Origin of the sequence: uncultured Veillonella sp., from assembly GCF_934230905.1 — a bacterium.
Lineage (GTDB): Bacteria > Bacillota > Negativicutes > Veillonellales > Veillonellaceae > Veillonella.
The window spans coordinates 1-26,648 of the sequence record NZ_CAKQFJ010000025.1 but is presented as its reverse complement, the minus strand read 5'-3'; the positions used below and the strand labels follow the sequence as shown (position 1 = coordinate 26,648).

25 protein-coding genes are annotated in these 26,648 nt (G+C 38.0%); all 25 read left to right on the top strand.

The features are described 5' to 3' along the window. The coding region (locus tag Q0E20_RS07480; protein WP_295998523.1) for an MBL fold metallo-hydrolase at positions 1-792 on the top strand (792 nt) is incomplete at its 5' end. 13 nt (positions 793-805) lie between these two features. Continuing rightward, on the top strand, positions 806-1,285 hold the full coding sequence (gene rlmH, locus Q0E20_RS07475; protein ID WP_295998518.1) for a 23S rRNA (pseudouridine(1915)-N(3))-methyltransferase RlmH: 480 nt from the start codon (positions 806-808) through the stop codon (positions 1,283-1,285). Between the two features lie 107 nt (positions 1,286-1,392). Continuing rightward, on the top strand, positions 1,393-1,848 hold the full coding sequence (locus tag Q0E20_RS07470; protein WP_295998516.1) for a CBS domain-containing protein: 456 nt from the start codon (positions 1,393-1,395) through the stop codon (positions 1,846-1,848). Positions 1,849-2,005: 157 nt separating this feature from the next. Continuing rightward, positions 2,006-3,310 carry a trigger factor gene (gene tig / locus Q0E20_RS07465; RefSeq protein WP_295998514.1) on the top strand — a complete coding sequence of 435 codons (1,305 nt, stop codon included), beginning with the start codon at positions 2,006-2,008 and terminating at the stop codon, positions 3,308-3,310. A gap of 34 nt (positions 3,311-3,344) precedes the next feature. Further along, the gene (clpP, locus tag Q0E20_RS07460) at positions 3,345-3,938 is read left to right on the top strand and encodes an ATP-dependent Clp endopeptidase proteolytic subunit ClpP (protein ID WP_295998511.1); all 594 of its coding nucleotides are present in this window, start codon (positions 3,345-3,347) and stop codon (positions 3,936-3,938) included. Positions 3,939-3,950: 12 nt separating this feature from the next. Beyond that, positions 3,951-5,204 (top strand): ATP-dependent protease ATP-binding subunit ClpX, encoded by a 1,254-nt coding sequence (gene clpX / locus Q0E20_RS07455; RefSeq protein WP_295998509.1) that lies wholly within the window; start codon positions 3,951-3,953, stop codon positions 5,202-5,204. A 65-nt stretch (positions 5,205-5,269) separates the two neighbouring features. After that, positions 5,270-7,579 (top strand): endopeptidase La, encoded by a 2,310-nt coding sequence (gene lon, locus Q0E20_RS07450; protein WP_295998506.1) that lies wholly within the window; start codon positions 5,270-5,272, stop codon positions 7,577-7,579. Continuing rightward, a complete protein-coding gene (gene yihA / locus Q0E20_RS07445; protein WP_295998504.1) occupies positions 7,579-8,277 on the top strand; it encodes a ribosome biogenesis GTP-binding protein YihA/YsxC in 699 nt (232 codons plus the stop codon). Before lon ends, yihA begins: the two co-directional genes overlap by 1 nt. Continuing rightward, positions 8,274-9,245: a polyprenyl synthetase family protein gene (locus Q0E20_RS07440; protein ID WP_295998501.1), complete on the top strand. Its 972-nt coding sequence runs from the start codon at positions 8,274-8,276 to the stop codon at positions 9,243-9,245. The genes yihA and Q0E20_RS07440 overlap by 4 nt, the downstream gene beginning before the upstream one ends. Position 9,246: 1 nt before the next feature. Beyond that, positions 9,247-10,131: a twin-arginine translocase subunit TatC gene (gene tatC / locus Q0E20_RS07435; RefSeq protein WP_295998496.1), complete on the top strand. Its 885-nt coding sequence runs from the start codon at positions 9,247-9,249 to the stop codon at positions 10,129-10,131. 22 nt (positions 10,132-10,153) lie between these two features. Beyond that, positions 10,154-12,811, top strand: a complete 2,658-nt coding sequence (locus tag Q0E20_RS07430) for a valine--tRNA ligase (protein WP_295998494.1) — start codon at positions 10,154-10,156, stop codon at positions 12,809-12,811. A gap of 9 nt (positions 12,812-12,820) precedes the next feature. Further along, complete coding sequence (locus tag Q0E20_RS07425) at positions 12,821-14,128, top strand: folylpolyglutamate synthase/dihydrofolate synthase family protein (RefSeq protein ID WP_295998491.1); 1,308 nt, start codon at positions 12,821-12,823, stop codon at positions 14,126-14,128. A gap of 9 nt (positions 14,129-14,137) precedes the next feature. After that, the gene (locus tag Q0E20_RS07420) at positions 14,138-15,406 is read left to right on the top strand and encodes an O-antigen ligase (RefSeq protein WP_295998489.1); all 1,269 of its coding nucleotides are present in this window, start codon (positions 14,138-14,140) and stop codon (positions 15,404-15,406) included. Between the two features lie 370 nt (positions 15,407-15,776). Then, positions 15,777-17,279, top strand: a complete 1,503-nt coding sequence (locus Q0E20_RS07415; RefSeq protein ID WP_295998486.1) for an acetyl-CoA hydrolase/transferase family protein — start codon at positions 15,777-15,779, stop codon at positions 17,277-17,279. 28 nt (positions 17,280-17,307) lie between these two features. Next, positions 17,308-18,954 (top strand): methylmalonyl-CoA mutase, encoded by a 1,647-nt coding sequence (locus tag Q0E20_RS07410; protein WP_295998484.1) that lies wholly within the window; start codon positions 17,308-17,310, stop codon positions 18,952-18,954. Positions 18,955-18,982: 28 nt separating this feature from the next. Continuing rightward, positions 18,983-19,378: a cobalamin B12-binding domain-containing protein gene (locus tag Q0E20_RS07405; RefSeq protein WP_005380683.1), complete on the top strand. Its 396-nt coding sequence runs from the start codon at positions 18,983-18,985 to the stop codon at positions 19,376-19,378. 79 nt (positions 19,379-19,457) lie between these two features. Beyond that, positions 19,458-20,396, top strand: coding sequence for a methylmalonyl Co-A mutase-associated GTPase MeaB (gene meaB, locus Q0E20_RS07400; protein WP_295998479.1), 939 nt, complete (start codon positions 19,458-19,460; stop codon positions 20,394-20,396). Positions 20,397-20,447: 51 nt separating this feature from the next. Further along, positions 20,448-20,870, top strand: coding sequence for a methylmalonyl-CoA epimerase (gene mce, locus Q0E20_RS07395; RefSeq protein WP_295998476.1), 423 nt, complete (start codon positions 20,448-20,450; stop codon positions 20,868-20,870). Between the two features lie 38 nt (positions 20,871-20,908). Next, a complete protein-coding gene (locus Q0E20_RS07390; RefSeq protein ID WP_295998472.1) occupies positions 20,909-22,438 on the top strand; it encodes a carboxyl transferase domain-containing protein in 1,530 nt (509 codons plus the stop codon). Positions 22,439-22,511: 73 nt separating this feature from the next. Then, positions 22,512-22,856, top strand: a complete 345-nt coding sequence (locus Q0E20_RS07385; RefSeq protein ID WP_295998470.1) for an OadG family protein — start codon at positions 22,512-22,514, stop codon at positions 22,854-22,856. A 24-nt stretch (positions 22,857-22,880) separates the two neighbouring features. Next, a complete protein-coding gene (locus Q0E20_RS07380) occupies positions 22,881-23,048 on the top strand; it encodes a hypothetical protein (RefSeq protein WP_295260477.1) in 168 nt (55 codons plus the stop codon). A gap of 96 nt (positions 23,049-23,144) precedes the next feature. Continuing rightward, positions 23,145-23,528, top strand: coding sequence for a biotin/lipoyl-containing protein (locus Q0E20_RS07375; protein ID WP_295998467.1), 384 nt, complete (start codon positions 23,145-23,147; stop codon positions 23,526-23,528). Positions 23,529-23,601: 73 nt separating this feature from the next. Next, entirely contained in the window at positions 23,602-24,720 is a 1,119-nt protein-coding gene (locus Q0E20_RS07370; RefSeq protein ID WP_295998464.1) for a sodium ion-translocating decarboxylase subunit beta, read from the top strand. A 193-nt stretch (positions 24,721-24,913) separates the two neighbouring features. Further along, positions 24,914-25,171 (top strand): hypothetical protein, encoded by a 258-nt coding sequence (locus Q0E20_RS07365; RefSeq protein ID WP_366509639.1) that lies wholly within the window; start codon positions 24,914-24,916, stop codon positions 25,169-25,171. A 39-nt stretch (positions 25,172-25,210) separates the two neighbouring features. Continuing rightward, positions 25,211-26,512, top strand: coding sequence for an SLC13 family permease (locus Q0E20_RS07360; RefSeq protein WP_295998458.1), 1,302 nt, complete (start codon positions 25,211-25,213; stop codon positions 26,510-26,512). The last annotated feature ends 136 nt before the right edge of the window (positions 26,513-26,648 follow it).

The following is a 26,648-nucleotide window of genomic DNA, read 5'->3' as shown; positions in this document are numbered from 1 at the left end:
TTAGAGGTCCATGTTATTGCCAGTGGTAGCAAGGGCAATTGTACAGTTATAAAAAAAGGAAATTCTGTTATATTGCATGATGTAGGAATTAGTTGCCGGCGTATTGTTAATGGACTAAAAGAATTGCATATAGATATGAACCAGGTGGAGGGAATATTTATTAGCCATGAGCATACCGACCATATTGCAGGGCTACAACAATTACTCAAACGTTTTGATATTCCTGTGTATACGAAGCAAGGAACGTGGCGTGAAATTCAAGATAAATTAATTGTGCCTAAACACCAGCTGGTGGAATTGACGAAAGGAAGCCTATCTTTGGGGAGTCTTACGGTAGAGCCATTTAGCGTGAGTCATGATGCAGCAGATCCTATAGGCATTAATGTGTTTGCCGATAAAGATAAAGCTACGATTGTGACTGATACAGGTGTAATTACTGATGAAATATTACATCGATTAGATGACACTTCGTTGTTAGTCTTAGAGGCAAATTATGATCCCCACATGTTGCGGTATGGTCCCTATCAGCCGTTTCTAAAACAACGTGTTGCCAGTGATGAAGGTCATTTAAGCAATGAAATGGCTGCACAAGCGTTACTTATGATGAAACGACCTGATTTTATGCAGATTATTCTGGCCCATCGCTCTGAAAATAATAATAACACTGTCCTCGTAACACAAACGATTGGAAAAATGCTTGTTGATGGTGGCGTGAAAATTGGACCGGAAATGAAATTGCAGCATGGACAACCTAATGAAATAGTGTCTATTCGGTCTGTTCATAAGGTATAGAGGTACATATAATATGAAGTTTCATGTAGTTTGTATTGGTAAGTTAAAAGAATCTTATCTTCGAGAAGGAGTAGCTGAATTTATAAAACGTATGCGTCCTTACGGAGGAATCACGATTACTGAATTAAATGAAAGTAAAATAGGAGATAAGCCTAGCGATGCGGAGCGTAAACAGGTTGTCAAAGAAGAGGGGCAACGCTTGCTAAAGGTGGTTCCCAAGTCGGCCTATACTGTGTTATTAGACGTATATGGTAAAACGATGTCTTCTGAAACTATGGCCTCTATGATATCCAAGTTAGAGGTGGATGGTATTAGTGATATGGCATTTATTATTGGCGGTGCATTTGGTGTTAGTGATGAGCTGCGACAATCTGTAAAATACAAGTTATCCTTTAGTCCTATGACTTTTACACATCAAATGGTCCGGCTTTTGCTTGTAGAACAAATTTATCGCAGTGTTAAAATTAATCGAAATGAACCATACCATTGGTAATATAACTTATTTATATTATTTATATACGAAATTAGAAAAAAGGAGTTTTCATATCTAAGGTCGAATAGTATAATAAAGAGTAAGGTTATATGAAGGAGGAATTCACTATGAAAATCCAAGACGTAATGAATAAATATCCTGTTACAGTTGGTAAAGACGCTCCTATTTCTGACGTAGCAGATTTATTGGTTAAATATAATTTAACAGCTGTATCTGTAGTTGATGAAAATAATAAACTATTAGGCATTATTTCTGAAGGCGATTTATTGTATAAAAAGGTGCGCCCTCATGTTCCTCATTATGTAAACGTATTAGGAGCAAGCATTTATTATAATGGTATTGGTGAATACAATGCGCAATTTAAAAAGTTATTAGCGTCTCATGTTCATGAATTAATGACTAGTGATGTGATTACGACGACACCTGATAAAGATGTAGAAGAAATCGTATCTGTTATGCTTGATCAACATTTAAAGAATATTCCTGTTGTTGATAAAGAGTACCGTTTAATTGGTATTTTATCCCGTCGTGATATTATAAAATTAATCGCAAAAGATAATTGATTTGTTAATACAAATAATGTTAAACAGCCACTCTCCTGGGGTGGCTGTTTCCTTATTATGCTAAGAATTGCATTGAATTTTCATTTATGATATTATAAGGAGTGCATAATATACTACAGAAATTTGGGCGTCTGCCCTTCAAGGAGGACATATTTTAATGAAAGCAACTGTAAATCCTGTTGATCAACACGTAGTAACTTTAACTATTGAAGTACCTGCTGCAGAAGTAGATAAAGGTATCAAACAAGCGGTAAAACGCATTGCAAATCAAGTTAACATTCCTGGCTTCCGTAAAGGCCATGCACCTCGTCGTGTATTGGAAATGAACTTTGGTAAAGAAGCTATCTTGGAAGAAGCATTTGATGTATTGGCTAGCCAAAACTATAGTGCAGCTCTTCGTGAAAATGATATTGTTCCTGTATCTGATCCTGAAACAGAACGCGTACAATTCGAAGAAGGTAAAGACTTAATCTTCAAAGTAACTGTAACAAAACGCCCTGAAGTTAAACTTGGCGATTACAAAGGCTTAGAAGCAAAAAAACAAGATGCTACTGTAACTGATGAACAAATTGAAGAACAATTGAACAACATCCGTGAACAACAAGCAAAAATGGTTGTTGCTGAAGAAGGCGCTAAAATTCAAAAAGATGACTTTGCAGTAATCGACTTTGCTGGTTCTGTTGATGGCAAACCTTTTGACGGTGGTGAAGGTAAATCCTATCCATTACAAATTGGTTCTGGTAGCTTCATCCCAGGTTTTGAAGATCAATTAATCGGTGCAAAAGCTGGTGATGATGTTACTGTAAAAGTAACATTCCCAGAAGACTACTTCGTAGCTGAATTAGCTGGTAAAGAAGCAGAATTCAAAACTCATATTCATGACATTAAACGTAAGGAATTGCCTGAATTAAACGACGAGTTCGCAAAAGAAGCAAGTTCTTATGAAACGATTGAAGAATTGAAAAAAGATCTTCGCACTAAAATGGAAGAAGAAGCTTCTCATCGTGCAATTGATACTTATAATGCTGACTTAATTCAAGCGGCTGTTAAGAATGCAACTGTAGATATTCCAGAAGTAATGATTGAAGATCGTGTAGAACAAATGATTCAAGAATTGGCTATGAACATGGAAGGTCGTGGCTTGAAACTTGATGACTACTTGAAATTCTCCAATAAAACTATCGAAGATTTACGCACTGAGTACAAAGATTCCGCAGCTGAAAATGTGCGTGCTGATTTAGTATTAGACGCAGTTGCAACTGCTGAAGGTATCGAAGTAACTCCTGATGATATGAACCGTGAAATCTTCATTATGGCTCAAAACTTTGGAGCAGATCCTAAAGAAGTTTGGGATATTATTGCTAAAGAAGGTCGTGTAGCTATGTTGGCAGGCTCTGTAGCTCGCAAAAAAGCAGCTCGATTCATCATCGATAATGCAAAAGGTGCAGAAGCAGCAGAATAATGCTTGCTCACTAGGTACATGAAAAGGTGATTATATGTATGTACCAATCGTAGTTGAACAAGGCGAACGTGGTGAACGTTCGTATGATATTTACTCTCGCTTATTAAAGGATCGCATTATCTTCTTGGGTGGACCTATTGATGATAATGTTGCAAATGCGGTGATTGCTCAAATGCTTTTCTTAGAAGCAGAGGATCCAGATAAAGATATTCATCTATATATTAATAGCCCTGGTGGTGTTGTTACTGCTGGTATGGCTATTTATGATACGATGCAATATATTAAACCAGATGTATCTACTATTTGTGTAGGTTCCGCAGCAAGTATGGGGGCTGTATTACTAACAGCTGGTGCAAAGGGGAAACGTTTTGCATTACCTCATGCACGCGTTATGATTCACCAACCATTGGGTGGTGTACAAGGTCAAGCATCTGAAATCGAAATCCATGCCCGTGAAATTCTTCGTATGCGTGAAGAATTAAATGGTATCCTAGCAGCTCGTAGTGGACAAGATATTGAAGTGGTAGCTCGCGATACTGATCGTGATAACTTCATGAGTGCCAAAGATGCCGTTGAATACGGTTTGATTGACGAGGTGTTAACTCGAGATACTCTAGAAAGCAAGTAATGGAGGCACTCATTGGCAAAAGATAAAGATACTATGCGTTGTAGCTTTTGCGGACGCACAAGTGATGAAGTAAGAAAACTCGTTGCTGGTCCTAATGTGTATATCTGCGATGAATGTGTAGAAGTTTGTGAACGCATCATTGAAGATGAACTTGGTGATATCGGTACTGAGGATTTTAAATTAAAAGAATTGCCAACACCAAAAGAAATAAAAGCTCATCTTGATCAATATGTTATTGGTCAAGATGATGCTAAAGTTTCCCTTGCGGTGGCAGTATATAATCACTACAAACGTCTACAAACAGATAATGTGGTAGATGATGTAGAACTACAAAAGTCCAATGTTTTATTTATTGGGCCTACAGGTAGTGGTAAAACATTATTGGCTCAAACATTGGCAAAAATGTTAGAGGTTCCATTTGCAATAGCAGATGCAACAAGCTTAACGGAAGCTGGCTATGTAGGGGAAGACGTAGAGAATATTCTATTGAAGCTCATTCAAGCTGCTGATTATGATATTGAGCGGGCTGAACGCGGTATTATTTATATTGATGAAATTGATAAGATTGCCCGTAAGTCTGAAAACCCTTCCATTACACGTGATGTGTCTGGGGAAGGTGTGCAACAAGCACTTTTAAAAATATTAGAAGGTACTGTTGCTTCCGTACCACCTCAAGGTGGTCGTAAGCATCCTAACCAAGAAATGTTACAAATTGATACTACGAATATTTTATTTATTTGTGGTGGTGCGTTTGATGGTATGGATAAGGTAATCACAAAACGTACCGCTAAGAAAACATTAGGTTTTGGTGCAGATGTACAACGTGCTGAAGAACGTGATGTGTCTGCGATTCTTAAAGAAGTTGTACCTGAAGATTTATTAAAATTTGGATTGATTCCTGAATTTATTGGTCGTTTGCCAGTTATGGTGACATTGGACTTGTTAGATCGGGATGCATTAGTTCAAATTCTTACAAAACCAAAAAATGCATTGACGAAGCAATATGAAAAAATTCTATCCCTTGATGGTGTGGAATTAACATTTGATAATGATGCATTGGAAGAAATCGCTGATGAAGCATTACAGCGTAAAACTGGTGCTCGTGGTTTGCGTGCCATTATTGAGAAAGTAATGAAGTATGTTATGTATGAAGTTCCATCCATGGATGATGTGGCAAAATGCATAGTTACCAGAGAAGCCGTCAAGGGCACAGGTGAACCTATACTCAAAAATGAGGCAGACAAAGAAATCCAGCTGAAATCGTAATTCGAAGAAACTCATTTCTGTGTAGGAATGAGTTTCTTTTCATAATATAAATCCTTGGAGGACATATGAATTTACTCGAAGTAGGTATTCCTACTGTTCCGCTTAGAGGAATGGTTGTATATCCGAATATCGTGATTCACCTCGATATCGGTCGAGACAAATCCATTAAAGCGGTAGAAGCCGCAATGAATGAAGATCGCATTATGGCAGTAGTATCTCAAAAAGATGACTCTGTAGATGCCCCTACCGTTCATGATTTAGCCCAAATGGGTACACTTGTAAAAATTAAACAGATGTTGCGCTTACCAGGTGGTATTGTTCGTGTTCTCGTTGAAGGAATTACTCGTATTCGTGTCATGAATATTACAAGCATGGATCCTTACTATGTAGGGGACTATGAACGTGTAGCATCTATTTTTGAAGATGATGTAGAACTTGAAGCCTATCGTCGTTTAGTACAGTCTAAATTTAATGAATGGTCTGATGAAGCTAAAACAATTACTGAAGAGGGCGTTACACGTGTTATGGAACTACGTGACCCTTGTGAATTAGCCGATCAAGTAGCATTTATGTTACCTGTAAATAATGCAAAACGACAAGAATTATTAGAAGAATTATCTGTTGCAAAGCGATTAAATATGATTGTAGGTATTCTTAATATGGAATTACAAATTTCTGATTTGGAAAATTCCATTAATAATCAAGTGCGCCAAGCGATGGAAAAAACACAAAAAGAATATTTCTTGCGTGAGAAGATTCGCATTATTCATGATGAGTTAGGCGATAAAGGTGATCCAGAAGAAGAAGCCGATGAATTAAGAGAACAGCTAAAAGCTCTCAATTTGAGCGAAGATGTTCATAATCGTATTGATAAAGAAATTTCTCGTTATAGCCGCATGCCACAAATGATGCCAGAAGCGACTATTCTCAGAAATTATCTTGACTGGGTATTAAGTTTACCTTGGAATGATGTTTCTGATGATCGTCTAGATATAAATGAAGCTAAAGACATCTTAGAGGCTGATCATTATGGCTTAGAAAAGGTTAAGAAACGTATTTTAGAATTTTTGGCAGTTCGCAAATTGACTGGTAAAAATAGCGGATCTATCCTTTGCTTAGTAGGCCCTCCTGGTGTTGGTAAAACATCATTAGCTTCATCCATTGCTAAAGCAATGAATCGTAAATTTGTACGCGCATCCTTAGGTGGCGTTCGCGATGAAGCTGAAATTCGCGGTCATCGTCGTACCTATATTGGGGCATTGCCAGGTCGTATGATTCAGGGGATTAAAAATGCGGGCACACGTAATCCTGTATTTTTGCTTGATGAAATCGATAAATTGGCATCTGATTATAAAGGTGACCCATCTTCTGCATTATTAGAAGTATTGGATCCAGAACAAAATAGTACATTTAGCGATCATTTTATTGAAATCCCATTTGATTTTTCTGATGTATTTTGGATTACTACAGCTAATGTGGCATCTAATATTCCCGGCCCATTGTTAGATCGTATGGAAATTATTGAACTTTCTAGTTATATGGAAGATGAAAAATTAGAAATTGCTAAACGCTATTTAGCACCTAAACAAATTGAGAAGAATGGTTTGAAAGATAATAAAATTAAATTATCAGATGCTGTGTTAAAGAAAGTTGTTTCTGAATATACTCGTGAAGCAGGCGTTCGTACATTGGAAAAAACTATTGCAAAAGTATGTCGGAAAATGGCTTACCAAGTGGTAGAACAAGGTATTGAAACACCGAAAGTTTCTGTAAAGAATTTACATGAATACTTAGGAGCGCCTATTTTTGTTGATCAAGAGCGGGAAAAGAAACCTCAAGTTGGTTATGTTAATGGACTTGCTTGGACCTCCGTAGGTGGTGTAGTATTGCCCTGTGAAGCTACAACAATGGCGGGAACGGGTAAATTGGCTTTAACTGGTAGCCTTGGTAAAGTGATGCAAGAGTCTGGCCATGCAGCGATGAGTTATATTCGTCATAATTCAAAATCCTTGAAAATTGAAGAAGAGTTCTATAAAAAGTTAGATATTCACGTTCATCTTCCAGAAGGGGCGACACCTAAAGATGGCCCTTCTGCAGGTATTACTATGACTTTGGCCATGGTATCTGCTTTGACAGGACGTAAGGTTCGTGCTGATCTTGCTATGACCGGTGAAATTACATTACGAGGTCGCGTGTTACCAATTGGTGGTCTTAAAGAAAAATTATTGGCAGCATTGTCATATGGTGTAAAAGAAGTTTTCATTCCGAAAGGTAATGAGAAAGATATTCCTGAATTGCCAGATAGTGTAAAAGAAGGTCTTATCATTACACCTGTTAAGACAATGGATGAAGTTTTAGCGAAGGCACTTGTATAATGCAAAAGAAAAAGAAATCCACAAAACATATGGGGCCAAAATCACAATATACAAGAAAAGAAATTAAGGGGCCTCGCATTATAGCAGCAAAATATAATACATCTTGTGTAAAAGCGGATCAATATCCTGAAGGGGATACGGTAGAAGTAGCCTTTTTAGGACGCTCTAATGTGGGCAAATCCTCATTGATTAATTCTTTGTGTAATTATCGTGGCCTTGCTCTTGTGAGTGGACAGCCAGGGAAAACAAAGACGATAAACTATTTTGATATTGAATCAAAAGAGGATATTAGTGAAACTGAAGAACGTCGGTATCACTGGTTCTTAGTTGATTTGCCTGGATATGGTTTTGCAAAAACAAATAAAGATAATCGCAATATGTGGTCATCATTTATATCTGATTATATATTGCATTCTGAACGGTTAATGTTATTATGCTTGCTTATCGATGGGCGTCATCCAGAGATGCCTATCGACAAAGTAGCATTTGATTGGCTCGTTGAGGCTGGTGTGCCTCTTCAAATCGTGGTGACGAAAGTGGATAAGCTTAATGCTAAAGAAAAATCAGTAAATTTAGCAAAAATTAAGGGCATGTATCCAACGGATTCTCCACCGATTATGTATAGCTCATTAAAACATACTGGCCGTGAGCTGTTACAGCAACGAATTAACAAAGTATTAGTAGGGGAGGAAGCATGAGTAATTCAGACCAATTAGAGATGATGGAACGCATCGCTCTTGATTTAGAGGGTGTTGAACGTGCTCTTGCATCATCCTTTAATACAGGCTCTGAAGATTTTAATGAATTGATTAGACCTTTATCTGAAGCTGGCGGAAAGCGGTTGCGGGCACAATTATGCTTGCTTATTGCTAATGCTGGTACATCAGTAAAGACTGAGCGCATTAAAATTGCAGAAGCTGTTGAGATGCTACATCTAGCGACGTTGATTCATGATGATGTACTAGATCAAGCGGAAATACGTCGTGGTGAAGACACAATTCACAAACATAAAGGAAATAAGGTTGCTATTCTAAGTGGTGATTATCTATTTGCAAAGGCATTCCGTATTGTATCAGAAATGCCACATATGGAATATTTAAAGATTTTTTCCCATATTATTACCTGCCTTGTAGAAGGCGAGTTTATGCAAATGGAAGACGTGTATCGCATTGATCAAGGCATAGATCGATATATGATAAAAACGCAAAAGAAAACAGCTGACTTTATGGAAGGTTGTATGGAATTAGGTGGCCTATTAGGACACTGGTCTAGTGAAGAGATTATACACTTAAAACGGTATGGTCATGCATTGGGAATGGCATTTCAAATTACCGATGATATTATGGATTATCGAGAAACTTCAGATACGACAGGTAAGCCTGTAGGTAATGATCTTCGTGAGGGCTTGTTAACATATCCTTTGCTTAGTATTGTTAATGAACAAAATCAAAACCAGTTATTGCAAGATATTAAAAATCTTAATGATGGTGGTAATGAACAAGATATTATCAATTATGTTATTGCTCAAGGTGGTATCGATAATACATTACGTGTAGCACAACAGTATTGTGATGATGCGTTAGCTGCATTACAAGCTATACGTGATTTTGATGGTAAAGAATTTTTAGTATTAGCTGTTCAAAACTTGGCAGATAGAAAGGTATAATATGGAGGCCTTCGAACCAAAAGATTTCGAATATCCCATAAAAAAACCTTCATTTGATAGCGTAGTTCGACAAAAGCGTCGGGAGCAAGCACAGAAATTAGAACAAGAGAAATATGCTGTTGTTCATACTGAAGATGAAGAGGATGCTCTAGAACCGTTATATACGGAGATGGAACAAAAGATGATGGATGAAGCTGCGAATTTATCATTAGTAGGTCATTTATCTGAACTTCGTCGACGTATTATAATTATGGTTGTTGCTATTATTATAGGAACCGGTATTGCTTATTATTATGTAGATGTTTTATTAGATATTTTATTGGCCCCTGCTGGCAAATTGTATTATATGCGTCCTACGGAAGCCTTTTTTACGTATATGAAGGTATCGATTGTAGGCGGTATAATTTTAGCATCACCGATCATACTGCATCAAATATGGCTTTTTGTAAAACCAGCGTTGACAGTTCGTGAAAAGCACTTATCAAATTGGATTTTACCAGTAGCTTTTTTGTTGTTTGTTATCGGTATTTTGTTTTCCTATATATTAGTGTTGCCTGCTGCTGTTAAATTCTTTATGGGCTTTGCCACTGATGAATTGCAACCGATGTTTTCCATTGGTCAATATATGGATTTTGTATTGGCCTTTGTATTGCCATTTGGCTTTATATTTGAACTACCACTGATTATTATCATTATGGGATATTTTAATCTAATTACATCCCAATTTTTAAAGAAGAAACGTAAAATATTTATTTTGCTTTCTTTTATTATAGGTGCAGTAATTTCACCTACACCGGATATGTTTTCACAATCCATGATTGCATTACCGATGATATTATTATATGAAACTAGCCTCTTTGTGTTAGCTAAAGTGATGAAACGATAAGTACTTACTTTCAGGAGGAACGATGAAAACCTACGAAAATTTAACCACCTATAATCCTGGTGAAATCGAAAGTAAATGGTATTCCTATTGGGAAAACCAAGGTTACTTTCATGAAGAAGTAGACACTGAAAAGGAACCATTTAGCATTGTATTGCCACCTCCAAATGTAACCGGTATGTTACATATGGGACATGCACTAGATAATACATTACAAGACATCTTGATTCGTTTTAAACGCATGCAAGGCTATAATGTATTGTGGATGCCTGGTACAGACCATGCTGGTATTGCTACGCAAATCAAGGTCGAAGAAATGCTTGCGAAAGAAGAGGGCAAGTCTCGCTATGATTTAGGTCGTGAAAAATTCGTAGAACGTGTTTGGAAATGGAAGAAAGAATATGGCGATACCATTGTTAAACAGATTCGTAGTTTAGGTGCATCTTGTGACTGGAGTCGTGAACGTTTTACCTTGGATGAAGGATACTATCATGCAGTGCGGGAAGTATTTGTAAGCTTTTATGAAAAAGGGTTGATTTATCGCGGTGAACGTATCATTAATTGGTGTCCACGCTGTACAACAGCTTTGTCTGATGTAGAGGTAGAACATGAAGATGAACATGGTCATTTATGGTATATTAAATACCCTGTAAAAGGTGAAGAAGGTCGCTTTGTGATTGTTGCTACAACACGTCCTGAAACTATGTTCGGCGACGTAGCGGTAGCTGTAAATCCTGAAGACGACCGTTATAAAGATTTAATTGGTAAAACATTAATTTTGCCATTTGTTAATCGTGAAATTCCTGTTATTGCTGATGATTATGTAGATGCAAGTTTTGGTACAGGGTGCGTGAAAATCACACCAGCTCATGATCCTAATGACTTTGAAATGGGCCAACGTCATAACTTAGAATCCATCGTTGTTATGAACAATGATGCGACAATGAACGAAGGTGCTGGTAAATTTAACGGTATGACGCGTGAAGAAGCGCGTAAACAAGTCGTAGCGGAACTTGACGAATTAGGCTTACTTGAAAAAATCGAAGATCATGATCATGCTGTTGGTCATTGTTCTCGTTGTAAAACAATTATCGAGCCAATGGTTTCTAAACAATGGTTTGTCGATATGAAACCTCTTGCTGAACCAGCATTGAAGGTTGTAAAAGAGGGTGATGTGCAATTCGTTCCTGAACGTTTTACTAAAACCTATGTAAACTGGCTCGAAAATATTAGAGACTGGACTATTTCTCGTCAATTATGGTGGGGTCATCGTATTCCTGCTTGGTATTGTGATGATTGTGGTGAAACAATCGTTAGCCGTGAAGATATTACGGAATGTCCTCATTGTCATGGTCATGTTACACAAGATCCTGATGTGCTTGATACATGGTTTAGTTCTGGTTTATGGCCATTTGCTACTATGGGCTGGCCTAAAGAAACAGCAGAACTTAAACAATGGTATCCAACTAGCGTACTTGTAACAGGTTATGATATTATCTTCTTCTGGGTTGCTCGTATGATTTTCATGGCTCTTGAGTTTGAACATGAAATTCCGTTTAAACATGTATTTATTCATGGTCTTGTACGCGATAGCCAAGGTCGTAAAATGAGTAAGTCTTTGGGCAATGGTATTAATCCATTAGATGTAATCAGTGAGTATGGTGCCGATGCATTGCGCTTTACACTCGTAACTGGTAATACACCGGGCAATGATATGCGTTTCTACATGGAACGGGTGGAAGCAAACCGCAACTTTGCAAATAAAATTTGGAACGCTTCTAAATTCGTTCTCATGAATTTGACAAATTATGATGAAAGCTTTGTTCCTACTGAGGCTGATTTAACATTGGCTGATAAATGGATTGTCGAAAAATACAATGAAACTGTAGCAAGCATTACTGCAAATCTTGATAAATTTGAGCTTGGTGAAGCGGCTAGTTCCGTATATGACTTCATTTGGAATACGTATTGTGATTGGTACATTGAACTTGCTAAACCTCGTTTATATAGCGATGCTAATGAACGCGATCGTCGTACTGTACAATATCTGCTTGTAACAATCTTGCGTCATATGCTTGAATTGTTGCATCCATTTATGCCATTCGTTACAGAACACATTTGGCAACACTTGCCTCATGAAGGTGAAAGCATTGTTATTGCTAAATGGCCAGAAGCGTTAGCTTTCACAAATCTTACAGAGGCTGCACGCCAAATGGAAGTTATGATGGAGGCTATTAAAGGTATCCGTAATATGCGCGCTGAAATGAATGTACCTTTGGGCAAAAAAGCAGAAGTTATCGTAGCACCGACTGATGCGTCTATTGCTGAGGCCGTTGCAGATCATAGCGATTATTTTGTAACACTTGCATGGGCTGAAAAGGTAACTATTCTAGGTGCTGATGATCCAAAACCTGAAAATGCAACTGTTACTGTTGTAAATGGTATGGAAGTATACCTCCTTTTGAAGGATCTTATCGATGCAGATAAAGAAAAAGAACGTATCGAAAAAGAAAAGGGACAAATGCAAAAAGAAATTGCACGTTTGGAAGGTAAATTGAGTAATCAAGGATTCCTTGCAAAAGCACCAGAAGCAGTTGTAGCAAAAGAAAAAGAAAAACTAGAAGAATATAAACAAAAACAACAAGCGTTGTTAGAACGTGAAGAATTCTTAAAAACCTTATAGGAGGTTTATATGACATACGAAGAAGCCTTAACGTATTTAGAAGACACTTCATCCTTTGGCATAAAACCGGGATTAGATCGTATTCGTGCATTATTGCAGGCGTTGGGGAATCCTGAACGAGATTATAAAATCATTCATGTTACGGGAACGAATGGTAAAGGTTCTGTAACAACCTATATTTCGTATGCTCTGTTTACCAGTGGATTACGGGTGGGGCGATTTACATCGCCTCACCTTGAATCATATACGGAGCGTATAGAAATTAATGATGTTCAAATTAGTAAAGATGCTTTTGGCAAGTTAATCGATTGTGTTCGACAAGGCGTAGATAAGATCATTGCGGATGGGGTGGAGCCACCTACACAATTTGAAATTTTAACGGCTGCAGCATTTTTATTCTTTAAAGAGCAAGGAGTCGACTACGCTGTTGTAGAAGCTGGCTTGGGTGGATTATTGGATTCAACGAATGTTGTGACACCAGTGGTTTCCGTTATTACTAATGTTACCCTTGATCATCAAGCGTATTGTGGCAATACGGTTGAGGAGATTGCTAAACATAAGGCAGGAATTATAAAAGAAGGAGTACCTGTTGTAACGGCAGCTCAAGAAGGTCCATTAAAGGTTATTGAGGAAACGGCTGAAGAAAAACATGCATCATTGTATGTGTTTAACAAAAAATTCGGTATTGATAGTCGTAGTGTAGTGCCAGGCGGACAATTGATTACGGTCAGTGCTATTGGTGCGCCACCTGCTATGTTATTTACAACGATGGCCGGTATTCATCAATCCGTAAACTTGGCTTGTGCATTACAAGCTGTACGACTAGTTATGGAAAATGATGATGCTATTAGCGAAGAAACAATGCGCGAAGGCTTTGCTCGTGCTACTTGGGCGGGGCGTTTTGAAATAAAAAAAGCGTTGGATCGAACATTCATATTTGATGGTGCCCACAATGCAGCAGGTGCAGAATCTTTCGGCATGACCTACCATGAATTGTTTGGGGATACTCCAAAAACAATGGTGATGGCTATTTTGTCTGATAAGGATGAAATGGGGATTATTCGCGAAGTTGTAAAACCAAAAGATACAGTAATTGCAGTGGCTGCACCAACACCACGTACAGAGGTGCCGGAAAAATTGGTAGATACTATACGCCAATGTGTAAAAGGTGTAGTGGCACAGACTGAGGATTCTGTGAGCCGTGCTCTTGATTTAGCATTACAATCGACACAAGATGGAGATATCATTGTTGTGTGTGGATCTTTATATATTCTTGGCGAAGCTCGCGGTTGGTTAAATAACCGTATGAGACACTAGGTAATTAGTATGGAACACTCATTATTTCCAACAGAAACAAAATTAAAGTTTTATATTGAACGACTCATTTATGGTGTGGTTATAGCGATGCCTTTGCAACCTATGGTAGGGGATGTACTATTGTGGATTGCAATAGGGCTTGCTTTGGTTGATTTAGTGAGGCGCCGTAGCCTAAGTTTACCTTCGGGGTGGCTGTCTTGGACCGTTATGTTTTTTGTGCTGTGGACCGGAATATCTGCTACATTATCTAATAATGCACAATGGGCTTTGACTAGTTGGTTTTATCAGATTGTAGCCGGTAGTGGTATATATTATTTAGTGCGTACCTATATTAGTACACCAAAACAATGGCGTTATTTTCTTCAATGTACATTGGGAACGGCGATTCTTGTTTGTTGTATTGGTGCTTATGAATATATTTTTATTCCTAATCATCATATAAAGGAATGGGTTGATGCCATCCAATTTCCCAAATTAATGCGACGCATGTCGTCGACGTTGACGAATCCCAATTTATTGGGTGCTTATTTGTTGATGATTCTTAGTGTAGTAATTAGTTATCTATTGGTTTACTGGAAGGGCTTAACCGATAAAATCCTATCGGAGGAATATAAGAAACAAATCTACATGATGATTCCCATAGCATTAATACTTTTTGTTACCATGCTATTAACGTATTCACGTGGTATATGGATCAGTTTTGGTGCCATGATTATTTACTGGGGAATTTTTGTAGAACGTCGTCTATTATTATCCTTGTTAGCAATCCCTATTATTCTATATTTTTATGATGGAGAGATTGCTACTCGTCTTTGGTCTATATTCCAAGGTCATGACACATCAGCTGATTTACGATGGGCTTTGTGGGATAGCACAATGTACATTGTTCGTGAAAATCCTGTGTGGGGCATTGGGTGGAATACATTTTATTTAGTGTATCCAGAATATAATTATTATATTCAAGGTCCTAATATATTGATGTATCACGCTCATAATTTATACCTTAATATGTTAGCTGAAATAGGCATACCAGGACTTATCTCATTTATAACTGTATTATTAGGTCATGTGGTTACCTCTATACGTCTAAAAGGGGATGTGTTCCGTAAAGCAGCATCGATTGGTGTTGGTGCGTTAGCAGTAGGTGTGCTTGTTAGTGGGGTATCTGATTTTGAATTGTATAGTCATCAAGTAACCATTACTTTTTGGTTGTTACTTGGTTGGGTTGGCGCATTTGTGAAAGCTCAACAAAATCAAGTTAAAATCAATCATAATTAAAACGCATTGAAAAAGTTGCAGATGTTACGTGCTTTATAAGTCAAAATTAAATAGGAGTGAATTGAAAAGAATCTATATACTGTATAGGATTTATTCGATTCACTCTTTTTTTATCTATATATATGAAATAACAATATTACATGTAAAATTCCTATAAGTTATAACGATGTGAATTAAATTTATCTAAAAAATAAAAAATCAATGACTTTTAGTCATAATACCCTATAAATGTGTGATAAAAAATACATTTTATGCATATAAGTTGACAATGCTATTGTAAAAGCATACGATGAAAGTGGTTTAAGGAACGATTTAGACCAAGAAATTGATCAACTGTCGTTTAACAAGGTGATTTTAAGGAGATGGTACGATGATAGACATCAAAGATCGCGTTAAAAATGCGGCCCTCCAAGGCAAAATTGTCTCAGCTTATGAAGCAGCTCAATTGATTAACCATAATGATAAGGTTGGTATTTCCGGCTTTACTCCATCTGGTTATGCAAAAGCTGTACCATTGGCTTTGGCTGAAAGAATGGAAAAAGAATCATTTAAAATTGATTTATGGACAGGTGCATCCGTTGGTGATGAAGCCGACGGTGCATTGACACGTGCAAATGGCATTAACCGCCGTTTCCCTTATCAAACTAATAAGGATACACGTAAAGCATTAAATAGCGGCGACATTAAATATGTTGATATGCATTTAAGTACAATGGCACAAAATGTGCGCTATGGTTTCTTCGGTAATTTAGACGTAGCAATTATAGAAGTTTGCCAAATCAATGAAGATGGCTCTTTAGTGCCTACAACATCTGTTGGCAACTCTCCAACATTTGTTAGCCAAGCAAAAAAAGTAATAGTAGAAGTTAATGTTTCTCAACCATTATCTTTGGTTGGTATGCATGACATCTATGAACCACTTGATCCACCACATCGTAAACCAATTCCATTGGAAACTGCTGGTGATCGTATTGGTACTGATGCAATTCCTTGTGACCCAGAAAAAATTGTTGCAGTAGTTCCTTGTGATGTTCCTGATACTACAAGACCTTTAGCACCTATCGATGATGATGCGAAAGCAATGAGTCAACACCTTATCAAATTCTTTGAACAAGAAATTGCAGAAGGTCGTTTACCTAAAAACTTGCTTCCATTACAATCTGGCGTAGGTTCTGTAGCAAATGCAGTAATCAGTGGCTTGGCGCAAGGCCCATTCACTGATTTATCTATTTATACAGAAGTAATTCAAGATGGTATGTTTGACTTAATTGATGCAGGTAAAGTAACTGTATGTTCTGGTACTGCATTGAGTCCTTCTCCAGATGGGTTGAAACGTTTCTATAACAATATCGATGAATATCGCAAAAAGATTATTCTTCGTCCACAAGAAATTTCTAACAACCCTGGTATTGCTCGTCGTATCGGTGTCATTGCCATGAATACCGCTATCGAATTTGATATTTTTGGCAATGTAAACTCTACTCATATTATGGGTAGTAAAATGATGAATGGTATTGGTGGATCTGGTGATTTTGCACGTAGTGCATATCTCACTATTTTCTGTACTAATTCCGTTGCTAAAGGTGGCGACATTAGTTCTATTGTTCCATATGTATCTCATGTGGATCATCCAGAACATGACACTATGATTTTCTGTACAGAACAAGGTGTTGCTGACTGCCGTGGTTTGAGCCCAGTGGAAAGAGCTCGTTTAATCATTGAAAAATGTGCTCACCCAGACTACAAACCTATGTTAACTGAATACCTCGAAAAAGCAATCGCTGCAACAAAGAATGCCCATACACCTATGTTGCTTGACGAAGCTCTTTCTTGGCATAAACGCTTCACAGAAACTGGAAGCATGAAAAAATAACCTGTTTTTTTAGGAGGATGATGAAAACATGGCTTACGAAAACCTTAAAGCCCAAATTGCTGAGTACAATAAACTTTGTGACGAAAAGTGTGTAAAAACTCCAGAACGTCAAAACTTGAAATACAACCGTGTATATACACCAGTTGATATTGAAGGTTTTGATTATGAACGTGATTTGGGTATGCCTGGTGAATATCCATATACTCGTGGCGTACAACCTACAATGTACCGTGGTCGTTTCTGGACTATGCGTATGTATGCTGGTTTCGCAACTGCTGAAGAATCTAACAAACGTTACCGTTACCTTATCGAATCCGGTGCAACTGGTCTTTCCTGTGCATTCGACTTACCTACACAAATCGGTTATGACTCTGATGATGTTATGGCTGAAGGCGAAGTTGGTAAAGTAGGTGTAGCAATTGACTCCTTAGCAGATATGGAAATCTTGTTCGACGGCATCGACCTTGGCAAAGTATCTACATCTATGACAATCAACGCTCCAGCATCCGTTTTGTTGGCAATGTATATCGCAGTAGCTGAAAAACAAGGTGTACCTTCCACAGAATTGAAAGGTACAATTCAAAATGATATTTTGAAAGAATATGCAGCTCGTGGTACATACATTTTCCCTCCAAAACCATCCATGCGTTTGATTACTAATATCTTTGAATATTGTTCTCAAAACGTTCCTAAATGGAATACAATCTCCATTTCCGGTTACCATATCCGTGAAGCAGGTTCCACAGCAGCACAAGAAATCGCATTTACAATTGCTGATGGTATCGCATACGTAGAAGCAGCTTTGAAAGCTGGTCTTGATGTTGATACATTCGCTGGCCGTCTTTCCTTCTTCTGGAACGCTCATAACAATGTACTTGAAGAAGTTGCTAAATTCCGCGCATCCCGTCGTTTATGGGCAACTATCATGAAAGAACGTTTTGGTGCTAAAAAACCAAAATCCATGATGCTTCGTGTACATACTCAAACAGCTGGTTCCATGTTGACTGCACAACAAGTTGATAACAACATCGTTCGTGTTGCTCTTCAAACTGCAGCTGCTGTAATGGGCGGTACTCAATCCTTACATACAAACTCCCGTGACGAAGCGTTAGCTCTTCCTACAGAAGCATCTGTACAAGTAGCTCTTCGTACACAACAAATCGTGGCTTACGAATCTGGTTTAGCTGACGTAGTTGACCCATTGGGTGGTTCTTACTATGTAGAAGCTATGACTAACGCTATCTATGACGAAGCTATGGCTTACATCAAAAAAATTGATGAAATGGGTGGCGCTGTAGTAGCAATCGAAAAAGGCTACATCCAAAAAGAAATTCAAGAATCCGCTTATAAATGGCAAATGGAAGTTGAATCTGGCTTACGTACAATCGTTGGCGTAAACAAATTCCAAGTTGAAGAAGAAGCTCCAAAAGACTTGCTTCGCGTAGACGCTTCCGTTGGTGTTAACCAATCCAAGAAAACTCAAGCAGTTCGTGCTAATCGCGATCAAGCAGCAGTTGACAAAGCTTTGGCTGATTTGAAAGCTGGTGCAGCTGACGAATCCGTTAACTTGATGCCATTAATTCTTGCAGCAGTTAAAACATATGCTACTTTGGGTGAAATTTGTAATGTATTGCGCGAAGTATTCGGTGAATACCAAGCTCATTCTACATTATAATATCGGCTGATTTCGGAGGTAATAAATCATGGCAGAAAAACGTATTAGAGTAATCGTAGCAAAACCAGGTCTTGATGGTCATGACCGTGGTGCAAAAGTTGTAGCACGCGCACTTCGCGATGCTGGTTTCGAAGTAATTTACACAGGTCTTCGTCAAACTCCAGAACAAATCGTAGAAGCAGCACTTTCTGAAGACGTTAATGTAGTTGCATTATCCCTTCTTTCCGGCGCTCACAACACATTGTTCCCTAAAATTGTTGAACTTTTGAAAGAAAAAGGCATGGGCGATGTATTAGTAATCGGCGGTGGCGTTATTCCTGACGCTGATATCCCTGGTTTGAAAAAGGCTGGTGTAGCAGCTGTATTTACACCTGGTACTCCAACTGGTGATATCGTTGACTTCATTAAGGAAAACGTAAAATAATTTATTGGGCAAGAGAGGGGCTTTACTGGAATAGTGGGCTCCCCTCTATTCCCATATTCTAAGATAGGTGGTGAGGCGAATGGATTTAGTTAAAGGCCTCTTTGAAGGTTCAAGACTAGCCTTAGCACGGTCCATCACAGCTGTAGAAAACGAGTATGATAATGCCATTGATATAATGAAGGCAATTTATCCTAAAACAGGACGAGCTCGTATTCTTGGTATAACTGGGGCCCCTGGTGCTGGTAAAAGTACTTTGACAGATAAGGTTGTTAAACATTATCTAGATCAAGGTAAAAAAATTGGCATCGTTGCCATCGACCCAACTAGCCCATTTTCTGGTGGTGCTATCTTGGGGGACCGTATTAGAATGAATGATTTGACATTAAATGAGAATGTATTCATTCGAAGCATGGGTACACGCGGAAGTCTTGGTGGCTTGTCCAAAAAGACTGCTGACGTTGTAAAATTGATGGATGCCTTTGGTATGGATTTAGTTATTATTGAGACCGTAGGTGTAGGTCAATCTGAAGTTGACATTGTAAAAAATGCTGATACAACTTTGGTTGTTTTAGTTCCTGGTCTTGGTGATGATATCCAAGCTATAAAGGCAGGTATTCTTGAAATAGGCGATGTATTTGCTATCAATAAAGCTGACCGAGATGGTTGTGATCGTTTGAATGTTGAAATTGAAATGATGCTTGACCTTGATTCTCGTGAAGTAAAATGGCGCCCACCAATTAAGCGCACAATTGCTAGTAAAGATCAAGGTGTAGATGAACTTATCGAATCCTTAGACGAACATTTTGAGTATCTTGAAGATTCTGGTGAATTGGAAACTCGTCGGGCAGAACGTACTCGTGATGAAATCATCGCAATGATTAACGAACAAATTGGTCGTTATGTAGCTGATACAATCATTACAAGCGACGAATTTAATAGCCAAGTGGCAGCTGTAAATGAACGTGAAAATGATCCATATACAGTTGTTAATGGCGTAATGACAAGCGTGCTAAAATAGACGGCGACTATTTAGCATTAGAGATTTAGCCTTATAAAGGAGATAATCGAAATGGCTTTTAAAGTATTACAAGTGGATCACATCGGTATTGGTGTTAATGATTTAGCAGCAACTAAAGATTTTTATAAAAATGCTTTAGGTATTCAACATCTTCCAGAAGATGAAGTAGTAGAAGAACAAAAAGTAAAAGTATCTTTCTTCCCATGCGGCGATGCTGAATTAGAATTCTTGGAAACTACTACTCCAGATGGCCCTATCGGTAAATTTATCGAAAAAAATGGTGGTCGTGATGGTATCCAACACGTTGCATTACGTGTAGATAATATTGAAAATGCTATTGCTGATCTTATGGCAAAAGGTATTCGTATGATTGACGAAAAACCTCGTTATGGTGCAGGCGGTTCCTCTATTGCATTCGTTCATCCTAAAGCAACAGGTGGCGTATTACTTGAACTTTGTCAACGAATGAAATAATATATTTAATATAATAAGTTTTTTATGGAGGTGCTGACATGCAAACAGTGCAAGAAAAAATTGAGTTGTTGCACGAAAAACTAGCAAAAGTTAAAGCTGGTGGCGGTGAAAAACGCGTTGAGAAACAACATTCTCAAGGTAAAATGACTGCTCGTGAACGTTTGGCTAAATTATTCGATGATAACTCTTTTGTAGAACTTGATCAATTTGTAAAACATCGCTGTGTTAATTTTGGTCAAGACAAAAAAGAATTACCAGGTGAAGGTGTAGTTACTGGTTATGGTACTATTGATGGTCGCTTGGTATATGCATTCGCACAAGATTTCACTGTAGAAGGTGGTTCCCTTGGTGAAATGCATGCTGCTAAAATTGTTAAAGTACAACGTTTAGCAATGAAAATGGGTTCTCCTATTATTGGTATCAATGATTCCGGCGGGGCTCGTATTCAAGAAGCTGTAGATGCTCTTGCTGGTTACGGTAAAATTTTCTTTGAAAATACTAATGCATCTGGTGTTGTTCCTCAAATTTCCGTAATCATGGGACCTTGTGCAGGTGGTGCTGTATATTCTCCAGCATTAACTGACTTTATCTACATGGTTAAAAATACTTCTCAAATGTTCATCACTGGCCCTGCAGTTATTAAATCTGTAACTGGTGAAGAAGTAACAGCAGAAGATCTTGGCGGTGCTATGGCACATAACTCTGTATCTGGTGTTGCACATTTTGCAGCTGAAGATGAAGATGATTGCATCGCTCAAATTCGTTACTTGCTAGGTTTCTTACCTTCTAATAATATGGAAGATGCTCCATTGGTAGATACAGGTGATGATCCAACTCGTGAAGATGAAGAATTGAACAGCTTGTTGCCTGATAACAGCAATATGCCATATGACATGAAAGATGTTATTGCAGCTACTGTAGATAATGGCGAGTACTATGAAGTACAACCTTTCTTTGCTACAAATATCATTACTTGCTTTGCACGTTTTGATGGCCAATCCGTTGGTATTATTGCTAACCAACCTAAAGTAATGGCTGGTTGCTTGGATATTAACGCATCTGATAAATCTTCTCGTTTCATTCGTTTCTGTGATGCTTTCAATATTCCAATCGTTAACTTCGTTGACGTTCCTGGTTTCTTGCCTGGCACAAATCAAGAATGGGGCGGTATCATTCGTCATGGTGCTAAGATGTTATATGCTTACTCTGAAGCAACAGTACCAAAAATTACTGTTATCACTCGTAAAGCATATGGTGGTTCTTACCTAGCTATGTGTTCCCAAGATTTGGGTGCTGATCAAGTATATGCTTGGCCAACATCTGAAATTGCCGTAATGGGTCCTGCTGGTGCGGCTAATATTATCTTTAAGAAAGACGAAGATAAAGATGCTAAAACAGCTAAATACGTAGAAGAATTTGCAACTCCATATAAAGCTGCAGAACGTGGCTTCGTAGATGTTGTAATTGAACCAAAACAAACTCGTCCAGCTGTTATCAATGCGTTAGCTATGCTTGCAAGCAAACGTGAAAACCGTGCTCCAAAGAAACATGGTAATATTCCATTATAATTCGATTCGGTAATCATAGCATCGAATTTGGGAGATACCTTTCTTTACTTATTTTTTAGAAAGGGGAATAATTATGGAAGGACAAGCCGTTACTACGAATCCCTGGTTAATTATGGCCATTAATATGACAGTTGTATTTGTTGTGTTGATTCTTTTAGGTATTTTAATGACCATTGTTCATTTAATTGACCCTACGAAAAAGAAAAAAGAAGAACCAGCAAGTGCTTCTGTTACAACTCCCGCGGCTACTCCTGTAGATGCACCTAGTGCATTTGCTCAACACGAGGATGAAGTAGTAGCAGCTATCGTAGGTGCCATTGTGGCGATGGGGTATTCATCTGAACAAATTGCATCTATTCGACCTACAGCAACCAGTGCTAAATGGCGCTTGGAAGGTCGTTTAAGCGGTAGAGGTTAATAAGTATTTTAGGAGGCATTTGTCATGAGCAATGCTAAAAAAGCTAACGGTAAAGCTCCATCTAAAGATGTAGTAGCAGTAATCGTTGGTGCATTAGCGGCAATGGGTTATTCCGCTGATCAAATCGCGCATATCCGTCCAATTGTAAGTCATAATTGGAAAATGGAAGGTCGCTTACGCGGTAATCGATAAGATTAACGCTTTTAGGTAATCAATAGGATTATCCAAATTATATGTGTAAATAAAATTAATTGATTGTGTAGATATACACATTTGGAGGAATTTAAAATGAAAAAATTCAACGTTACAGTAAATGGCACAGCATATGATGTAGAAGTTAATGAAGTAAAAGCAGCAGCTCCTAAAGCTGCTCCTAAAGCTGCTGCAGCTCCAGCTCCTAAAGCTGCTCCTGCACCAGCTCCAGCTCCTAAAGCAGCTGCAGCTCCAGTTCCAGCAGGTGCTGAAACTGTAAAAGCTCCAATGCCTGGTAAAATCTTATCTGTAGCAGTATCCGCTGGCCAAGCAGTTAAAAAAGGCGAAACTTTGTTGATTCTTGAAGCTATGAAAATGCAAAATGAAATCGCAGCTCCACATGATGCTGTAGTTGCAGACGTTCGCGTTGCTGCAAACCAAACTGTATCCACTGGCGATGACATGATTGTTCTTGGCTAATCCCAAGTATTGCCTTATGACGCGGCTGTGCCGCGTCATATAACAACTCTATATTTGTGAAAGGGGAACGCATATGGATGCTTTTGCTGTTGCGATTCAATCTGTTATAACTGATAGTGGATTTATCGCATTTACAACAGGCAATGCTATTATGATTCTTGTAGGTTTGCTCCTATTGTATTTAGCATTTGCTAGAGAGTTTGAACCATTATTGTTGGGTCCGATTGCGTTTGGTTGTGTACTTGCTAATATCCCTCGTAACGGTTTTGAAGAAGGCGTTATGGCGCTTATTAGTGCGGGTATCTCTCAAGAAATCTTCCCACCTCTAATTTTCCTTGGTGTAGGTGCAATGACTGACTTTGGTCCGCTTATTGCTAACCCTAAAACATTGTTGTTAGGTGCTGCTGCACAGATTGGCGTTTTCGTTGCATTAGGTGGTGCAATGATGTTGGGCTTTACGGCTCAAGAAGCGGCTGCTATCGGTATTATCGGTGGTGCAGATGGTCCTACATCTATCTACTTAGCTACTAAGCTAGCTCCTCATTTGTTAGGTGCTATCGCGGTTGCTGCATATTCTTATATGTCTTTAGTACCGTTGATTCAACCACCTGTTATGAAATTATTTACTACACAAAAAGAACGTGAAGTTGTAATGGAACAGTTGCGCGAAGTAACACGTTTTGAAAGAATTGTATTCCCTATCGTAGCAACAATCTTTATTTCTTTGTTGTTACCTTCTATTACTTCTCTTTTAGGGATGTTAATGTTAGGTAATTTATTCCGTGAATCTGGCGTAACTGATCGTTTGTCTGATACATCTCAAAATGCATTAATCAATACTGTTACTATTTTCTTAGCAACTGGTACTGGTTTAACTATGAGTGCAGAACATTTCTTAAGTACAGAAACTATTCTAATCATTGGTTTAGGTTTAGTTGCATTTATTGGTGGTACAGCCGGTGGTGTACTATTTGGTAAATTAATGTACTTAGTTGATGGTAAAACAAATCCACTTATTGGTTCTGCTGGTGTTTCAGCAGTTCCAATGGCAGCTCGTGTATCTCAAGTAGTAGGTGCGAAAGCTAATCCGGCTAACTTTTTGCTCATGCATGCTATGGGCCCAAATGTAGCTGGCGTTATTGGTACAGCAGTAGCAGCAGGTACTATGCTTGCTATGTTGTCTAATCACTAATAGTTTAATAATTATTCACTAGGGTGTACCTTTTAGGTACACCTATTGGTGAATAAAAAATTCCTTAAATAGTATGGTATCATACTAGAAAAGGAATATTGGCAATAAATGCTTTTTCAGATCGGTTTATGTGAGAAACAAGAGTTTCACTAGATAACCTTTTAGTGCTTTTAATATAGTAGAGGTGGTCATCTTGTTATCAATAGAATTAAAAATACTGATTTGTTTTGTGTGGGCATTTATTGTTTTTTTTATTGCTGCACTGATTCTTGGTGTTGAACGCAAATCACAATGGTTTCAAAGAAGAACTAAATATTCTTGGTTTAATCGCCGAGGTTTTTTAGGTGAAACATTACTTTTTGGATACCCTAAAACTAAAGAGGGATATGGGGTTACTTTTATTATGGCAGGTGCTATTAGCATTGTGTGCTATATTGTATACCTTATATAACTACAATCAGTGCATTTCTCTGAAGGGAGATGATGATGTATGGGTGCTGCAGAACAAACCTTAATCGTCCTTGCAGTCATGGCTGTTTTATTTGTTACGGAAATTATTCCTTTAGCTATTACTTCTTTAGGCGGTGCTATTGCTCTTGGTCTTATGGGGATTATTACTCCTAAGGTTGTATTCTCTGGTTTATCTGATAGTACAGTTGTATTGTTTGCCGGCATGTTCGTTGTTGGTGCTGCGTTGTTTTATACAGGTTTAGCCCAAAAAATTGGTGAAACCGTAGTTTCCCATGCAGGTACTAGTGAAAATGGTTTGATGCTTGCAATTATGCTTGTTACAGCCACTATGTCTGCATTCTTATCTAACACGGGTACAACTGCTGCATTACTTCCTGTAGTTGTTGGCATTTGTGCTGTTGCTAAGATTCCTGCATCGCGCCAATTGATGCCTTTAGCATTTGCTGCAGGTATAGGTGGTATTATTACAATGGTTGGTACACCTCCTAATATTATTGTAAGTGGTACATTAACTAAATTTGGTGAACAACCATTTGGTTTCTTTGAATTTGCATGGATTGGTATTCCTTTAACTATCGCTACTATTGTATTTATGATGTTGATTGGTAAACATTTACTTCCTAAACATGAGATTACAGATGCTGGCGATGTTGAACAAGAAGTAGCTTCTGAAGATATTTCTAACGATCCTAAGAAACAAATATACTCTGGTCTTATTCTTTTAGGTGTTATTATTGTTATGATTTTAGGGGATCCTCTAAAATCACATTTTGGTATTGATTTACCATTAAGCATGGTTGCAGTTATCGGTGCAATGCTTTGTGTATTAACTGGTTGCTTGAATGAAAAACAAGCTTACACATCTATTGACTGGGTAACAATTTTCTTATTTGCTGGTATGATGCCAGTGGCAACTGCACTTGATCAATCTGGTGCAGGCAAAATGATTGCCAATGCTGTTATCAGTGTTATGGGGGATAATCCTAGTCCTTATTTTGCAACTGCAGTATTATTTATTTTGTCTTGTGTTATGACTCAGTTCATGTCTAATACTGCATCTTGTGCATTATTGGCTCCTATTGGTATCTCCATTGCTCAAGGTATGCATGCTGACCCTCATGCTGTATTGATGGCTATCGGCGTTGCTGCATCTTGTGCTTTTGGTACACCTGTAGGCACACCTCCAAATACGTTAGTACTTGGTCCTGGCCAATACAAATTTACAGATTATGTAAAGGCTGGTGTTCCATTGATTTTAGTTTGCTTCGTAGTAAGCTTGCTTATTATTCCAATAGTATGGCCATTCTTCCCTGGTAAATAATAGGAAAAAGGTTACTCTACTATATAGCACAAAAGAGGTCGAATCAAATGATTCGACCTCTTTTTTATATGATAATAAATATTGATAATAGAATTCCTAGTACATTACTACGTATTTTAATTAAAATGATAATTGG